Origin of the sequence: Variovorax sp. dw_954 (assembly GCF_018449755.1) — a bacterium.
Classification (GTDB): domain Bacteria; phylum Pseudomonadota; class Gammaproteobacteria; order Burkholderiales; family Burkholderiaceae_C; genus Variovorax.
Genome location: NZ_JAAVVD010000024.1, coordinates 106460 through 122751 on the forward strand (window position 1 = coordinate 106460; position 16292 = coordinate 122751).

The 16292-nt window shown below is 67.1% G+C and carries 14 protein-coding genes and 2 pseudogenes; 6 read left to right on the forward strand and 10 right to left on the reverse strand.

The window, feature by feature from the left end; translation table 11 throughout:
* Position 1 precedes the first annotated feature (1 nt).
* Genes HB681_RS29315 through HB681_RS29335 form a run of 5 tightly spaced genes read left to right on the forward strand, consistent with a single transcriptional unit; the run spans position 2 to position 5640 of the window.
* On the forward strand, positions 2 to 1522 hold the full coding sequence (locus tag HB681_RS29315) for a GMC family oxidoreductase (RefSeq protein ID WP_213958402.1): 1521 nt from the start codon (positions 2 to 4) through the stop codon (positions 1520 to 1522).
* A complete protein-coding gene (locus tag HB681_RS29320) occupies positions 1519 to 2286 on the forward strand; it encodes a 3-ketoacyl-ACP reductase (RefSeq protein WP_213958403.1) in 768 nt (255 codons plus the stop codon). The genes HB681_RS29315 and HB681_RS29320 overlap by 4 nt, the downstream gene beginning before the upstream one ends.
* Entirely contained in the window at positions 2283 to 3902 is a 1620-nt protein-coding gene (locus HB681_RS29325) for a GMC family oxidoreductase N-terminal domain-containing protein (RefSeq protein WP_213958404.1), read from the forward strand. The genes HB681_RS29320 and HB681_RS29325 overlap by 4 nt, the downstream gene beginning before the upstream one ends.
* A 27-nt stretch (positions 3903 to 3929) precedes the next feature.
* Positions 3930 to 5099 carry a dihydrodipicolinate synthase family protein gene (locus tag HB681_RS29330; RefSeq protein WP_213958405.1) on the forward strand — a complete coding sequence of 390 codons (1170 nt, stop codon included), beginning with the start codon at positions 3930 to 3932 and terminating at the stop codon, positions 5097 to 5099.
* A 7-nt stretch (positions 5100 to 5106) separates the two neighbouring features.
* Positions 5107 to 5640, forward strand: coding sequence for a heme-degrading domain-containing protein (locus HB681_RS29335; protein ID WP_256735142.1), 534 nt, complete (start codon positions 5107 to 5109; stop codon positions 5638 to 5640).
* A 179-nt stretch (positions 5641 to 5819) separates the two neighbouring features.
* Here HB681_RS29335 and HB681_RS29340 read toward each other — a convergent pair whose 3' ends face one another.
* From HB681_RS29340 to HB681_RS29380, 9 genes and pseudogenes are all read right to left on the reverse strand, one after another.
* Entirely contained in the window at positions 5820 to 6455 is a 636-nt protein-coding gene (locus HB681_RS29340) for a hypothetical protein (protein ID WP_256735145.1), read from the reverse strand.
* Positions 6456 to 6494: 39 nt separating this feature from the next.
* Positions 6495 to 7284: pseudogene (locus tag HB681_RS29345) on the reverse strand (thioredoxin family protein).
* Between the two features lie 119 nt (positions 7285 to 7403).
* The gene (locus tag HB681_RS29350) at positions 7404 to 8129 is read right to left on the reverse strand and encodes a hypothetical protein (protein WP_213958406.1); all 726 of its coding nucleotides are present in this window, start codon (positions 8127 to 8129) and stop codon (positions 7404 to 7406) included.
* Positions 8130 to 8265: 136 nt separating this feature from the next.
* Entirely contained in the window at positions 8266 to 9492 is a 1227-nt protein-coding gene (locus HB681_RS29355) for a porin (protein ID WP_213958407.1), read from the reverse strand.
* Between the two features lie 16 nt (positions 9493 to 9508).
* Entirely contained in the window at positions 9509 to 10480 is a 972-nt protein-coding gene (locus HB681_RS29360) for a quinone oxidoreductase (protein ID WP_213958408.1), read from the reverse strand.
* A gap of 159 nt (positions 10481 to 10639) precedes the next feature.
* Positions 10640 to 11635, reverse strand: a complete 996-nt coding sequence (locus tag HB681_RS29365; protein ID WP_213958409.1) for a tripartite tricarboxylate transporter substrate binding protein — start codon at positions 11633 to 11635, stop codon at positions 10640 to 10642.
* An 89-nt stretch (positions 11636 to 11724) separates the two neighbouring features.
* A complete protein-coding gene (locus tag HB681_RS29370) occupies positions 11725 to 12777 on the reverse strand; it encodes a 3-keto-5-aminohexanoate cleavage protein (protein WP_213958410.1) in 1053 nt (350 codons plus the stop codon).
* Between the two features lie 114 nt (positions 12778 to 12891).
* On the reverse strand, positions 12892 to 13473 hold the full coding sequence (locus HB681_RS29375; protein ID WP_213958411.1) for an alpha/beta hydrolase: 582 nt from the start codon (positions 13471 to 13473) through the stop codon (positions 12892 to 12894).
* Positions 13474 to 13610: 137 nt separating this feature from the next.
* The gene (locus tag HB681_RS29380) at positions 13611 to 14462 is read right to left on the reverse strand and encodes a TauD/TfdA family dioxygenase (protein ID WP_213958422.1); all 852 of its coding nucleotides are present in this window, start codon (positions 14460 to 14462) and stop codon (positions 13611 to 13613) included.
* Positions 14463 to 14647: 185 nt separating this feature from the next.
* Between HB681_RS29380 and HB681_RS29385 the strand changes: the two genes are divergently transcribed.
* Positions 14648 to 15673, forward strand: a complete 1026-nt coding sequence (locus tag HB681_RS29385; protein WP_213958412.1) for an AraC family transcriptional regulator — start codon at positions 14648 to 14650, stop codon at positions 15671 to 15673.
* A gap of 36 nt (positions 15674 to 15709) precedes the next feature.
* Here HB681_RS29385 and HB681_RS29390 read toward each other — a convergent pair.
* A pseudogene (locus HB681_RS29390) lies at positions 15710 to 16292 on the reverse strand (helix-turn-helix domain-containing protein); the annotation flags it as partial.

The following is a 16292-nucleotide window of genomic DNA, read 5'->3' on the forward strand; positions in this document are numbered from 1 at the left end:
CATGACGACACGCGACGACTACGACGTGGTGATCATCGGCTCGGGGGTCGGCGGCGGCGCCGTGGCCCGGCAGCTGGCGGGCACCGGTGCGCGCGTGTTGATCCTGGAGCGCGGCCCGGTGCTGCCACGCGAGCCGGAGAACTGGAGCCCCGAATCGGTGTTCGTCGACCTGCGCTATCGCAGCACCGAAACCTGGACCAGCGGCGAGCGGCGCTTCAGGCCCGGCCAGTACTACTACGTCGGCGGCCACACCAAGTTCTATGGCACTGCCATGTTCCGCTTCAGGGAGCGGGACTTCGGCGCGCTGGAGCTGGAAGACGGCGTTTCGCCTGCCTGGCCCATCAACTACGGCGACCTCGAACCCTGGTATGCGCAGGCCGAGCAGCACTTCGGTGTTCGCGGGCAGGCCGGGCTCGATCCGACGGAACCACCGCGCAAGGCCCCTTATGCGCACGCACCCATCCCGCACGAGCCGGTGCTGGCCGAGATCGCCGCGCGCCTGAAGGCGCAGGGACTCCGGCCCTTCCCCATGCCCGCGGCGGTCGACTTCGGTCCGGGCGGCCGTTGCCAGCGCTGCGGCACCTGCGACGCCTTCCCCTGCCGCATCGACGCGAAGGGCGACGCCGAGACTTGCCTCGTCCGCCCCGCCCTGTTGCAGCCCAACGTGCAGTTGATTTCCGAGGCATACGTCAATCGCCTCATCACCGACGACACCGGCCGCCGGATCGTCGCTGCGGAAATCATCGAGCGTGGCGCGAGGCGGCGCATCCACGGCGGCCTGTTCGTCCTGAGCGCGGGCGCCATCAACTCGGCAGCGCTGCTGCAGCGTTCGGCCACGGCGCGCCATCCGCGCGGTCTGGCCAATTCCAGTGATGTGGTCGGCCGCCATTTCATGAACCACAACTGCACGGGGCTGATGGCCCTGCATCCCATCAAGCGCAACGACACGAAGTTCCCGAAGACGCTTTCCATCAACGACTGCTACTTCAGTGACCTGGAAGGCAAGGGTCCGCCGCTGGGCAACCTGCAACTGCTCGGCAAGCTGAGCGAGCCGATCCTGCGTGGCGCCATGCCGGCATGGACGCCTCGTGCGCTGCGCCAGTGGGTGGCCGGGCACAGCGTCGACTGGTATGTCATGTCGGAGGACCTGCCGCACCGGGACAGCACGGTGCGCGTCAACGCCGACGGCAGCATCGATCTGCGCTGGCACCGGACCAACCTGGGCGCTCATCGCAAGTGGGTCGAGACCGCGACTCGAATCATCAAGCGCACGGGCTATCCGATCGTGCTGACGAAGCCCTTCACGATGGACACGCCGTCGCACCAGTGCGGCACAGCGCGCTTCGGCGACGACCCCGCAACCTCGGCGCTCGACCCGCTGTGCAAGGCCTGGGACCACGACAACCTCTACGTGGTCGACGCCAGCTTCTTTCCCTCGTCGGCGGCCGTCAATCCCGCACTGACCATCGCCGCGCAGGCGTTGCGCGTCGGTCATCACCTTCGTACGCAGGTACTCCAATGACAACGACCCGACCCCTGGCGGTGGTGACCGGCGCCCGACGTGGCATCGGCGCCGGCATCGCCACCGAACTGGCCTCGCGCGGCTTCGATATCGCGCTCACCGACATCGACGGCACGGGCGCCGAAGACACGCTGGCGGACATCGCCGCGCAGGGTGCGCGATGCAGGCTTTTCGAATCCGACTTGGGCAAGGTCGACGACCATGCCGCCGTGGTGCAGCGCATCGTCGAATGGCACGGTCCCATCGCCTGCCTCGTCAACAACGCAGGCATCCCGGCGCCAAGCCGCGGCGACCTGCTCGACGTGACGCCGGCCGCCTTCGACCGGGTGCTCGACGTGAACCTGCGCGGCACCTTCTTCTTCACGCAGGCCGTGGCGCGCCACATGGTCGCCGTGAGCTCCCCGCATGAGCGCGCCATCGTCACGGTCTCCTCGGTCAGCGTCGAGATGGCCTCGATCGACCGTGGCGAGTACTGCGTTTCCAAGTCGGGCCTGGGCATGCTGACCAAGCTCTTCGCGCTTCGGCTCGCGCCGCTCGGCATCGGCGTGTTCGAGGTCCGTCCCGGGGTGATCCGCACGCCGATGACGGAGGGCGTGGCGGGCAAGTACGAACAGCGCATCGCCGACGGCCTCGTCCCCATGGGGCGCTGGGGCTATCCGGAGGACGTGGCACGCGCGGTGGCCGCGCTGGCCGGCGGGCAGCTGGGCTTCTCAACCGGCAGCGTCCTCCATGTGGACGGCGCCCTTTCCATTCCGACGCTATGAAAACCGAAGGCTACGACTACATCATCACAGGCGGCGGCTCCGCCGGCTGCGTACTGGCCAACCGCCTGAGCGCCGAGCCGTCGGCAAGGGTGCTGCTGCTGGAAGCGGGCGGCTCCGACCGCCACCCCTTCTTCCACATGCCGGCCGGCTTCGCGAAGATGACCAAGGGCATCGGCTCGTGGGGCTGGCATACCGTCGCGCAGAAGCACATGAAGGACCGCGTGCTGCGCTTCACGCAGGCGAAGGTCATCGGAGGGGGCTCGTCGATCAACGCGCAGCTCTACACGCGCGGCGTCGCGGCGGACTACGACGAGTGGGTGAGCGAGGAAGGCGCCGCCGGCTGGTCGTATCGCGACGTGCTGCCGTACTTCAAGCGCTCGGAAAACAACCAGCGCTTCGCCAACGAGTTCCACTCCTACGGCGGACCGCTGGGCGTGTCCAACCCGATCAGCCCGTTGCCGATCTGCGAAGCCTTCTTCCAGGCCGGCCAGGAACTCGGCATTCCGTTCAATCCGGATTTCAATGGCGCGAGCCAGGGCGGTCTCGGCTATTACCAGCTGACGCAGCTGAACGCCCGTCGTTCATCGACGTCGACCGGCTTCCTCGGCAAGGAAGTCCGCGCCCGCCCCAACCTGACCGTGATGATGCAGACGCGTGCCCTTCGCGTCGTGGTGGAGAACGGTCGGGCCGTCGGGGTGGAGGTCGTCAGCGGCAGCGGTGCGAGCCCGCGCGTGATACGCGCCGATCGCGAAGTGATCGTCTCCTCGGGCGCCATCGGATCGCCCAAGCTGCTGATGCAGTCCGGCATCGGTCCAGCGGGGCATCTGGGCTCGGTCGGCGTGCCGGTGATCCACGACCTGCCCGGCGTGGGCGGCAACCTGCAAGACCACCTGGACCTGTTCGTCATCGCCGAGTGCACGGGCGACCACACCTATGACAAGTACAACAAGCCGCAGCATGCCGCGCTGGCGGGCTTGCAGTACCTGCTTCTGAAGACGGGCCCGGTGGCGTCCAGCCTCTTCGAGACGGGCGGCTTCTGGTTTGCCGATCCGAAGGAAAACGCCCGCTCGCCGGACATCCAGTTCCACCTCGGTCTGGGCTCCGGCATCGAAGCGGGCATGGCCAAGCTGAACAATGCCGGCGTCACGCTGAACACGGCTTACCTGCGGCCCCGTTCGCGCGGCACGGTGCGACTCGCGAGCAAGGATCCTGCGGCAGCGCCGCTGCTCGACCCCAACTACTGGTCGGATCCGTACGACCGCGAGATGTCGATCAAGGGCCTTCGGCTGGCGCGCGACATCATGCGGCAGCAGGCCATGCGCCGCTACGTGCAGACGGAGGTCCTGCCGGGCTCGCGCCTCGAGACCGACCAGGAACTCTTCGACTACGCCTGCGCCAACGCCAAGACCGACCACCACCCGGTCGGCACCTGCCGCATGGGGCCCGCGAGCCATCCAGACAGTGTCGTCACGCCGGACCTGCGCCTCGTCGGCATGCAGGGACTGCGCGTGGTCGATGCCTCCGTCATGCCGCGGGTTCCGTCGTGCAACACCAACGCGCCAACCATCATGGTCGCCGAGAAGGCAGCCGACCACATCCTCGGGCGGATCGCCTGAGTTCACATCCACATCCAGAGACTCATCATGCAGATCACCCTTCCCCAAGTCGATGGCACGCTGATGCCCTACGCGCTCAAGGCCCGCCCGATCGTGCCGACAGGCAAGCTGGCGCCCTTCAACCGCACCGTGTTCGCCGCCGCGCATGTCGTGGTGAATCCCCTGGGGACCGTCGACCCATGGGACGCTTCGCCGGCCATCGACTGGGAGCGCACGCTGGCCTTTCGCGAGCATCTCTGGTCGCTCGGCTTCAAGATTGCCGAGGCGATGGACACCGCGCAGCGCGGCATGGGCGTGGACTGGCCGGTTGCGCGCGAACTGATCCAGCGCAGCCTGCGCCACGCGAAGACCATCCCCGGTGCAGACCTCGCTTGCGGCGTCGGCACGGACCAACTGTTGCCAGGCCCGGATGTGACGCTTGCACAGGTCGAAGCGGCTTATCGCGAACAACTGGAAGTCGTCGAAGCCGAAGGCGGCCGCGCGATCCTGATGGCCAGCCGCGCCCTCGTGCGCTGCGCCGGCAGTGCCGATGACTACCTCGCGCTCTACGGCCGGCTGCTCAGGGACGCGTCGAAGCCGGTCGTGCTGCACTGGCTCGGAGAGATGTTCGATCCCGCCTTGCGCGGCTACTGGGGCTCGACCGACTTGCCGACCGCACTCGACACGGTCGCGCAACTCGTGCGCGACAACGCCTCGCACGTGGAAGGCATCAAGGTCTCCCTGCTCGACGCCAAATGGGAACTCGACCTGCGTCGGCGCCTGCCGGCCGGCGTGAAGATGTACACCGGCGACGACTTCAACTATGCCGAGTTGATGGCCGGTGACGAGCAGGGTCACTCGCACGGGCTGCTGGGCATCTTCGACCCCATCGCGCCGGTGGCTGCCGTCGCGCTCGGCGAGCTGGCCGCCGGCCGCACCGAACGCTTTCGAGAACTGCTCGATCCCACCGTGACCCTGTCGCGCGAGATCTTCCGCGCACCGACGCGCCACTACAAGGCCGGCGTTGTCTTCCTCGCGTGGCTGAACGGCCACCAGGACCACTTCTCGATGGCCGGCGGCCTCCAGTCGGCGCGCGGCGCGGCGCACTTCGCCAAGCTGTTCGAGCTGGCGGACGGCTGCGGCGTGCTGACCGATCCGGAGCTTGCGATGCTGCGCATGGAACGCTACCTGTCCGTGGCTTGCGGCATCCGGAAATGAGGTCGCGATGACGACGACATTTCCGCACGCCGTGCCCGAGGGTCGATACATGGACATCGAACGGGACCTGGAACGCATGGCCCTGCAGGAGCAGCGCCTGTGCCTGCCCCATTTCGACCATGCGACAGCCTGGGACCTCGGAACGCGAATCAGGGCGCGTGGCGAGACGATGGGCATGGCGCTGACCATCGAGATCCGACTGGCACGAGAAACGGTCTTCCTGTTCGCGATGCCGGGCACCGCGCCCGCCAACGCGGACTGGGCCCGGCGCAAGCGCAACACGGTCGAACTACTGCAACAGAGTTCCTATGCCGTCGGCAAGTCGCTAGAGCGTGATGGCACGTCACTGGAACAGAAGATGGGACTGCCCCTGCGCGACTACGCCGTTCACGGTGGCGCATTTCCGATCCGCGTGGCACACGTCGGCTGCGTGGGCTGTGTCACCGTCTCCGGCGCGCCGGATCGTGAGGACCATGCGCTGGTCGTGGCCGTGCTGGCCGGGATGTGCCTGATGGACTTGGCGGAAATCGCATTGGATTGAGGGCGGCGCGGAGCTTTCGACATATCGATGTATCTCGCCGATGGACAGGCGCCAGGGCCTGCGCGCACTACGACGTTGCAATCAAGCGCAGAACAAGGCGGAGCGCCGCAGACAGTGCTGTAGCACGGCAAGGCGATCCAACGCAGTCATGCGTTTGATTGCGAAGTCGCATGAGGCGTTCAGCACCGCGTGCCAGGACACTTGCACGGGGCGGCGTCCGTTGCGGGAACGTCGAGCGTCGCGACCGTCCCGCCTTGCCGGACCATCCTCCATCGGCGCAACGCCTCGAAGCCGCGACACACCCCGCTCGCGACGAGGCCGGTCACCGCGAGCATTGCCACCGTGTGAACACCGACGGCCGCGAACGCGAGCAGCAAGGCGTTTGACGTGCCGCCTTGCCGGGCCGCAGGGTCGCCCATGCACAGCGGCGCCAGCGCCGGCACCAGCATCAAGCCGGCGCCGTGCGCGGTGGACATCATGAAAGACCAAAGCGCCAGCCCGGCATGCCCCGCCGGCTTGCGCGCCAGCCGGGGTGCACGGCCCGACAGGTGCAAGGCCGCAGCCACCACCATCAGCCCACCCGCCACGACTTGCAGCACCGTCCGGTCCATCGACATGCCGAACGCGACCGCTGCAGCCACGAGCGCCACCGAGGCAGCGTGCCCCGCGGCGATCGGCAGCAAGGCACGCAGCGCCTGCGCCCGGTCGCGCGAACGCAGGGCAAATCCGGCAGCCAGCATCCACCCGCTGGCCGGGTTCAGCCCATGGAAGGCGCCGAGTCCCGCGACCGCCAGCCAGGGCCAAAGACTCGCCAGGATGTCCATTTCCTTGACTTCATCACACGGCACTGCGCCTCAAGCCCCTGCATGGCAGCATGCGCCGCCTGAGGGCGCCGGCTGCGCGATCGGCGCCGGGTCGTAGCGGTCGTGATGGCGCACCCAATCCATTCGGATACGCCAGGTTGTGCTCGTCGCGGCCCTTGGGCGTCAGGTCGAGCATGTCGTAGGTGCCCATCATCACCTCGACACCGCGGCCATAGGTCGAGTAGGTGTGGAACACCTCGCCCGCCTCGTCCTTGAAGAACACGCTGACGCCGGGCAGTTCCTCGCGCATGAAGGGGCGCTTGCCGAAGTTGTAGTCGACCTCGCCCCGGGCCTTTTCCTCCGGCGTGAAGCTGACGCCGAAGTCGAAGTTGAAGTCGCTGCCATGCGAGGACACCCACTTGAACCCCCAGCCCATGCGCGCCCGAAAGCGCTCGATCTCATCCAGCGGCGCGCGCGAGATGACGAGCATCGTCACGTCGCGATGTTCGAGGTGGATCTGCATGCCGCCGATGTGGTCGGCCATGTACGAGCAGCTCTGGCAGCCTTGCGCCCAGCCCGGGCCGAGCATGAAGTGCTGCACCAGCAACTGGCTGCGGCCTTCGAACAGATCGGCGAGGCGGCGCGGGCCGTCGGGCGTGTCGAAGACGTAGTCCTTGTTGATGCGCGTCCACGGCAGCGCGCGGCGTGCGCGGGCGATGTCGTCGCGCAGGCGCGTGAGTTCCTTCTCGCGATCGAGCAGCGCCTTGCGTTCGGCAAGCCAGCGCTCGCGCGAGACGACGGGATGGTTCGGTGTGCGGGCTTCGGCGGTGCTTGTGTTCATGGTTTGCTCCTTGGCGTGGTGAGCCGTTGCGGTTGTTGCCAATGCGCTTGGCCAGGGCGCGACCCAGCCGGCCGATGGCGGGCCCGCGCGTGCTTCGATCGGAAGACCGGATGGGAACGTCAGGAAGGCGTCGTTGCCTTGCCTGCAGGGCTGCGCGATGCGCTGGTGGGGCGGCGCACGGCGCGGACCTTTCCGCTCGATCCGCCACCGCAATAGAAGAGGTCCGCCCCATCGGATTCGAGTCCGCTGATGCCGATGCCCGGCGGCATCTCCAGCCGCTCGATCACCGTGCCGCTGTGCGGGTCGATGCGGCGAATCTCGCTCGCGTCACCCTCCCACGTGGCGTGCCACAACTCGCCGTCGACCCAGGTCACGCCGGTGACGAACCGGTTGGACTCGATGGTGCGGATGACCGCACCGGTCTGCGGATCGATCTGGTGGATCTTGCGGTCGCGGTACTGGCCGACCCACAGGCTGCCCTCGGCCCAGGTGAGGCCCGAGTCGAGGCCGTGGCCCGGCGCCGGGATCGTGGCCAGCACCTCGCCGGTGACCGGATCGATCTTGTCGATGCGCTGCTCGGCGATCTGGTAGAGGTGCGTGCCGTCATAGGCGGTGCCGGCGTCGCAGACGCGGTCGAGCGTGCGCGTGGTCTGGCCGCTGTCGGCGTCGAAGGCGATCAGCCGCTCGCCCGTGGCGGCCCAGACGCGCTGGCCGTCATGGGTCACGCCGGCGATCTTCTCGGCGCCGTCGAAGGGGCCGTATTCGCGCACGATCTCGGCTGCATGGGCCGTGGGTTCGGGCTGGCCGTTGCCGGGCTGGCTTTTGCCGGTCTTGCTGCTTGCCATCGCTGACTCCTTGTCGCGCCTGGAGCGGCGCCATGGAGCGAACTCTATTCAATCGGCAGCGCAGCGGGGAGTAACAAGATCGTCGTGAATCCGGCGAGCGGCCGGCACTCGCCGCCCCGCGTGCACGCGCCGGGGTCTAGAACGCGTGCCGGATCCCGAAGTCGTAGCCGTAGGAGCCGTGCGGTTGCATCCCGCCGGTCGTCACATACGCGGGCTGCGGGAAGATGGCAGGAACACTCAGCACCAGCGGCGTGACGCCCATCACGGCCGGGTTGTTGTGACCGTCGTCGATATTGATGCGCGCCACCGATGCGTACAGCGCAGTACGCTTCGACAGGTTGTGCACATAGCCCAGCGCCAGCTTCCTCACCGATGCGTCGCTGTCCGGCAAGCCGTTGCCGTTGTTGAAGTTCACCCGCGCAATCGACACACGGACAAGGCCAGGTCCCACCGGCACGGTCACGCCGGTCATGAGGCCGTCGTAGCGGTCCGTCGCTGCCGGCGTGGTCGCGTTGACGGCATCACGGACATCGGACACGCGCGACCATTCGCCGAAGACCTTCACGATCCCGAAGTCATAGGAGGCACCGACGTTCAGGGTCTTGATCTTTTCGCCACCCGGCGTGGTGCTGGCCAGTGTGCTCTCGCCGTAGCCCACGGCGACGTCGGCGCCACCGTTGGCCCAGCCGAAGCGTCCCCCCGCGTAGCGGCCCCGCCTGGACGGACTGCCAGGCACGTTGCTCGAATCCACGTTCTCGTGGAATGCGTATTGCGCCTGGCCGTAGAAGCCCGCAAGGCCCGCCGGCAGGAAGTACCCGATGGCGTTGCTGGTGCGCAGGTAGCTGTCGGTGCCCGCGGACAGCCCGCCGTTCAACAGGCCGCCCGTCGCCAGCGCGCGCGTGGCCGCCAGGTTGCTGTTGACCACCGCGATCAGGTTGGTGCCGACGCCGTTGACGCCGAAGGGATCGAACACGCCATCGTTCCAGAAGGACGCGGTGTAGTCGCGGCCGAGCCGGACTTCGCCGAAGGGGCCGGTCAGGCTGACGGTGGAGCGACGACCGAAGTTCGCGGCGCCGCCGCCCACGTCGTTGGCCAACGGTGCCTCCAGCCAGAAGCTTGCCGACAGCCCACCGCCCAGATCCTCCGTGCCGCGAAAGCCGAGCCTGCTGGAGTTGTAGCCCGAGGGCGACAGCACGGTCTGTGACTGGGTGACCTCCCGCGGCGGCGTGAATCCATAGGACCGACTCGTGGTGCTGTAGTAGCTGACAGCCGCGTCGACGACGCCGAACACGGTCACGGACGATTGCGCAGCGGCAGTGCCCGCTGACGCCAGCGCACAAAGCGCCAGCAGGTGCTTGTTCATGGTGATTCCCATGCGATCAGGGAACGAGGATGGTCGAGCCGGAGGTCTGGCGTGCCTCGAGCGCGCGATGGGCTTCGGCCGCATCCTCGAGCTGGAACACCTGCTTCGGCTCGCTGACGATGCGCCCGGCCAGTACATGGTCGAACAGCTCGCGGGCCATGTCGAGCATGTGGGCGCGCGGCTGGATGTAATGCATCATCGACGGCCGCGTGACCCACAGCGAACCGCGGCCCGCCAGCATCGAGGTGTCGATCACGACGGGCCCCGAGGAGGTGCCATTGCTGACCAGCGAGCCGCGCGGCTGGAGGCAATCCAGCGACGCCGTCAGCGTGTCCTTGCCGACCGAGTCGTAGACCACCGGCACACCCTTGCCATCGGTGATCTCCTTGACGCGCTCGACGATGTTCTCGCGCGAGGTCACGATGGTGTGGGCGCAGCCGTTGGCCTTGGCAAGCTCGGCCTTCTCGTCGGTGCTGACGGTGCCGATCATGGTCACGCCCATGGCCCGCGCCCACTGGCAGGCGATCAGGCCCACGCCGCCGGCGGCTGCGTGATAGAGGATGGTTTCCCCACCCTGCAGCGGGAACACCTGGCGGAACAGGTACTGCGCCGTCATGCCCTTCATCATCAGCGTGGCGGCCGTGCGGTCCGACACGCCATCGGGCAGCGGGATCAGCACTTCGGCCGGCATCACCCGCGCCTGCGCATACGCGCCCTGCGGCCCGATCAGGTAGCCCACGCGGTCGCCGGCCTTGATGTCCGTCACGCCGGGACCCACCGCCTCCACCACGCCCACCGCGTCGGAGCCGATGCCGTTGGGCAGCGCGAGCGGATAGCGGCCGGTGCGGAAATAGACGTCGATGAAGTTCAGCGCGATGAAGCTGTGCCGCACACGCGCCTGGCCGGGACCGGGGTCGCCGACCTCGACGTCCTCGAACTTCAGGACCTCCGGGGTGCCTGTCTCATAGAGGCGGATCGCCTTGACCATGTCGTGTCTCCTGTCTGGTATTTGATTGGCATGCCGCTCAGGCGGCCTTGCGCAGGAAGCCCTGATGGCTACCCTTGCGATGGGGTGCGAAGCCGTTGGCGGCCAGGGGAGGCGCCTGCCGGACGCGTTCGCAGTGCGATCACGCGCCGCTGCCCGCCTTCACTCCGGACTGATCTTGAGTTGCAGCTTCTCGATGATGGCCTGGTTGTGTTCCATGGTCGTGGCCAGCACCTGCTTGAGCTGCGCGGGCGAGGAGTCGTGCGGCAGGTCCAGGCTCTGCAAGGCGAGCGCCTGGCGGTACTTCGGCGTGGCGACGATCTTCTTCACTTCGGCCTGGATCCGGTCGACAAGCGGCTGGGGCGTGCTGCTCAGGAGGAAGACGCCGACGCTCGCATGCGGCATGACGAAATCAGGCAGCCCGGCCTCGGCGAAGGTCGGCACGTCCGGCAGGTACTGCGAGCGCGTCGAGGAAGCGATGGCAATGGCCTTGAGCTTGCCGGCCTTGATGAACGGGACGACGTTGCTGACCACCTCGAAAGTGAGCTGGACCTGATTGCCCATCAGGTCGACGATGGCAGGCGCCGAGCCCTTGTACGGCACCACCAGCATCTCGTTGCCGCTCTTCTCCCTGAGCATTTCGCCGAGGAGGTTGGAGCGCGTGCCAACGCTCAGGTTGGCCACGCTCACGGCACGCGGATGGCGCTTGGTGTACTCGAGCAGTTCCTTCATGTTGTTCGGAGGAAAGCTCGCGTTCGCCACCAGCACATGCAGCATGGCGCCCCCTTCCGCCACATAGGTGAAGGTCTTCTGCGGGTCGTACGGCGTCTTCACCGTGAGCGGGATGTCGGACAGCACGCTCGACGGCCCGACCATCCAGGTGTAGCCGTCGGCCGGCGAAGCCATCACCGCGCGCTCGGCGACGATGGCCGAGCCGCCCGGCTTGTTGTCCACCAGCACGGTGACACCCAGGCTGATGCGCAGTTGCTCCGAGAGCAGCCTGGCAACGGCGTCCGAGATACCGCCCGCTGGCGCCGGGACGACCAGGCGGATGGGCTTGTCGGGCCATTGCTGCTCCGCTTGCGCAGGCGACAGGGCCGCCAGCCATGACAGCGCAAAGGGCGCGAGGAATCTCAGCTTCAACAGATCAGCAAACATGGCATTCACCTTGGGGTACGGACACTTGGACGACGAGAAATGAAATTGCAGGCATCGGGCGCCCTTGAGCACCCGACGCGTTGTGCCTGCTATGCGGTGGCGTAGTGCGTGAAGCCGCGCTGGCCCGGCTTGCGCGAGGGAGCAAAGCCGTTCTTCGCCAGCGTCTCCTCGACGCTGTTGTAGAACACGCCGATCTTGTAGATGCGGTGCGCGTCTTCGCCAGTCGCGATCTCCCGGTGGTATTCCCGGGAGACGCGCACCATCTTCTCGACCTGCTGGACCGAGGTGATGCGCTCGCCCAGCTTGTCGTTCAGCGTGTCCTCGATGCCGCAGCGCACATGCAAGCCCAGGAGGATGCCCATGCCGGTCAATGGCCAGGTGTTGCGTGCCGTGCCCTCGATGGTGAGCACCGCGCCGTCCGGCACATGGTTGATGAAGTTCAGCATGCTGTTCGGATTGGGGCCGTCGAAGCCACCCTGCAGCGACACCCAGTTCAACACCAGCGGCCCCATGTACTTGCCGCGACGGATCATGCGCCCCAGCGTCTCGAACTGCGCCAGGTGACCGAGCTGGAAGTGCGGCTGGATGCCGTTGGCCACCAGGCGCTTCATGTGCTCCTCGACGAAGGTCGGGCCGGCCGGAACGACCATCTCGCGGTAGGCGCTGTTCTCCAGGTCCTCCCACGAGGTGCCCGCCACATCGGAAGGCACCTTGTTCTCCGCCGTGTTCATCTGGCTGGTGTTGACGGCGAGCGTGACCTGGTCGGGCCGCGGATTCAACTCGGCCAGCGCATGGCGTACATCGTCCGAGAGCCACTTGGCGCTCTCGCCTTCGTTCTCCGGTGCAAACGAGATGGAGCCACCTACCTGCAGCACCATTTTCGGCACGGCGGTGCGCAGGCGGTCGAGCATCTCGTTGAACATCGACAGGCGCTTCGAGCCCGTGCCATCGGCTTCGCGCACATGCACGTGAAGCACGGTGGCGCCGGCGTTGTAGACGTCGACCGCCTTCTGGATCTGGTCAGCGAACTTCACCGGCACATCGGTGGAGTCACCGGGCAGCCATTGGGGGCCGTAGGGCGCGGACTGGATGACCAGCGGTTCCTGGTTTTCCGGCAGGAGGGAGTCGTCGAGGAAGTGCATGTTTATCTCCTTGTGATGGGTGGGTGTCGGGTGTCTGAAGGGACAGTGAATGGTCTGGCTTTGCATCGCTTGTCGCTTGACATTGCATGCCTCTCACTTTGCAAATCGCGACAGCTATCGCAGCCGCGTTTCCAACTGGCCGATCAATGCCTCGGCCTGCGGCCAGGGACCGAAACCCGAAGCCGGGTTGAGGTGGCCTGCGGCGCCGACACTGACCAGTTCGCTGCCCCAGTCCTTCGCCATGCGGGTCACGCTGTCGAAGCTGGCGAGCGGGTCGTTGGTGCTGGCCGCCACGATGCTGGAGAAGGGCAACGCGCGGCGCGGAACCGGCAACCAGCCATTCGATTGCAGTGCATCGAGGGTCGGATAACCCGCGGGCAAAGGCGAATCGAAATCCGGCGGTGCCGCGAGCAGAGCGCCCTCGAGCTTTCTGGCGTGGATCTGTGCCCAGTGAACCAGCATGACCACGCCGGCGCTGTGGGCCACGGCGACGATGGGGCCGTCGATGGATTCGACGGTCCGCTGGATGGCCGCCACACGCGCGGCGCGGCTCAGCTTGTCGGCCTCCAGCGGGGGCACGCAGACGACCTTGCGCACCGAAGACAGCTTGCGTTGCAGGTGCGTCTGCCAATGTTCTTCGACATGGTCGCGAAGGCCGGGCACGATGAGGAGAGTGGGTTGTGTTGAGGCGTTCATTGCAGGTTTCGTGGACAAAAGGCTGCCGCGGCCGGCATCGCGGGCCGACCCGAGGTCGATGAAGAGATGAAGAAAACCATGCGGCGCAGGCGCCCGTCACGGCCACTGCGCAAAGGCCGGTGCGCCGCCCCGCGCCATCAGTACGGCGCGTCCCCGACGATGGCGGTGCGTTCCATCTTGCGGTCGCAAGGCGGGTAGTCCATCACCGCGTAGTGCTGAGTCGATCGGTTGTCCCAGAAGGCCACGCTGTTCTTCTTCCACCGGAAGCGGACCTGGTATTCGGGGATGAGGGCCTGGCTGGCAAGGTAGTTGAGCAACTGGCTCGCGCCCGGCGACTTGTCGAGCCCGCAGCGCACGTTGGCCGGCGTGTTGAAGTTGGTGAAGTGCGTGGTGAAGCTGCCGTTGACGAACAGCACCTTCTCGCCCGTCTCGGGATGGGTGCGGACGACCGGGTGCTCGGCATCGGGGAACTGCGCCTTCAGCGCATGCCGCTTCTCGATCGGCATGGCGGCGCCGAAGCTGGCCTCGATGCTGTGGCGCGCGCGCAAGGGCGCGATCTTCGCCTTGATGTCCTCGGGCAGTTGCCGGTACGCCTCCACCATGTTGACCCACATCGTGTCGCCGCCCACCGGCGGGCATTCCACGCATCGCAGCACGCAGCCGAGCGGCGGCTTGTCGCGCCAGGTGGCATCGGTGTGCCAGGAGTTCTCGTGGCGATCCGGTGGACTGGCGGCGGTCTTGTAGATCTGGACCAGCCCGGGATGGTCGGGGTCGCTGCCCAGCACCGGATGGTCTTCCAGCTCACCGAAGCGGCGCGCAAACGCCACGTGCTGGGCGCGCGTGATGTCCTGGTCGCGGAAGAACACCACGCGGTGCCTGAGCAGCAATGCGCGGATCTCCGCCATCAACAGGTCGTCTTCCGCGGCCGCGCCCAGGTTCACGTTGCCGAGTTCGGCGCCGATCGTGCAGGTGAGTGGCTCGACGCGGATCGAGTTGCCGAGCGATGCCGCGCGGACCACTGCGGGCGCCTCGGCGAATGCTTGAATCATGTGTGTCTCCTCTTGTCCTAAGGGCTTGGGACGGTGAGGAAAGTGTGAGCCTGCCGGGGCCATTCCACTTGACAATCCATGACACGCACTTATCCTTCGGTGCCACTTTCCCAAGGTCCCATTCCATGACGCAGGTCCGCGCCGCGAGCCTCACCAACTACAGCGAGGTCGCCCGGGCCAGCGGGCTCGATCCGGTGCAGATGCTCCACGACGTTGGCCTCGACCCGAACGTGCTGCGCCAGCCGGATCTCCTGATCCCGGTCGAGCGGGTGACTGAACTTCTCCACATCTCCGCGAGCAAGTCGGGCAACGAGAGCTTCGGCCTGTGCATGGCCGAGTCGCGCCAGCTGTCCAACCTCGGTGCGGTGGGATTGCTGATCCGCGACCAGGCAAGCTTGCGCGATTCGCTGAACGTACTGATGCGCTACCAGACGCTGATTAACGGCGCGCTGTCTTTCATGCTCGAGGAGTCAGCCGGCCTGGTCGTGATCCGCGAAGACCTGAGCGCCGGCAAGGCGCAGCAGTCCACGCGCCAGCGAATCGAAATGGCGCTCGGCGTGACGCTGCGCCTGATGCGCGAAATCCTCGGTGAAGCGTGGCAGCCGCGCCGCGTCTGTTTCGAGCATGCCGCGCCGCGTGACCTGAGCGTGCATCACCGGCTGTTCGGCCATCGCGTCGAGTTCGACTACGAGTTCAATTGCATCGTCTGCACCAGGGCCGATCTCGATGCACGCAACGCGTCGGCCGATCCCGCCATGGTGCGCTACGCCCAGCAGCTGCTGGACGCGTCGCCGAAGACGGGCGGTGCGACAGTGCATGGCGACGTGCGCCGCACCATCCTCTTGCTGCTGCCCAGCGGGCGCTGCACCATCGAGCAGGTGTCGGATCATCTGGGCCTCGTGTGCCGCACGGTCCAACGCAGGCTGGACGAACACGGGCAGCCCTTCTCGTCGATGGTCAACGAGATCCGCAAGGAACTCGCCATGCGGCATGTCATGGAGGGCAATCGCCCGTTGACGGAGGTCGCGATGATGCTCGGCTTTTCCGCGCCAAGCGCCTTCTCGCGCTGGTACCTCGGGCAATACGGATGCAGTGCCAAGGAGAGCCGGGCGAAGCGCGATGCCAAGGGCCGTGCAGCGATGGCGCCATAGCCCTTGTCGCGCCTGGAGCGGCGCCATGGAGCGACGCTATTCAATCGGCAGCGCGGCGGGCAGTAGCAAGATCGTCGTGAATCCGGCAAGCGGTGGCGACAGCCAGCGGCGCGCCCGCGCCTGCCCGATCGCGCGCACCCTGCCCTGCGCCTCCAGTTCGGCCAGCGCACGCTGCACCGTGCGCTGGCTGGCCCCAAGCGCCAGCGCCAGCGCGGAGGTCGACCAGGCCGCACCGTCGGACAGCAGCGCCACCAACGCGCCCTGGTCGCCGTCGACGGGCGGCGCGAGCACAACGACTGCGCGTTCGTCGAGCGGCTGGAGCATGAAGCCCCGCGCCGTGGCGTCGATCCGCGCCATCGACTTGAGCAGCGCGCGCAGGCGGCCGATCTCGACCCGCAGGCGTGCCCGGTGCGTCTCGTCGGGGCGGCGGGTGCGAAAGGCGTATTCGATCAAGGCTTCGCGGTCGGCGTCGCCGGGCCATGCCTCGGCAAGCGCACGCGCCAGCGCGAACAGCACGGGCCGGCGTGCCAGCGGCAACCACGCGTCGGCGGCATGCACCCGGTGGCGCAAGGCATCGACCACCAGCGCGCCGGAGTCGAGCAGTGCGGCCACCTCGTCG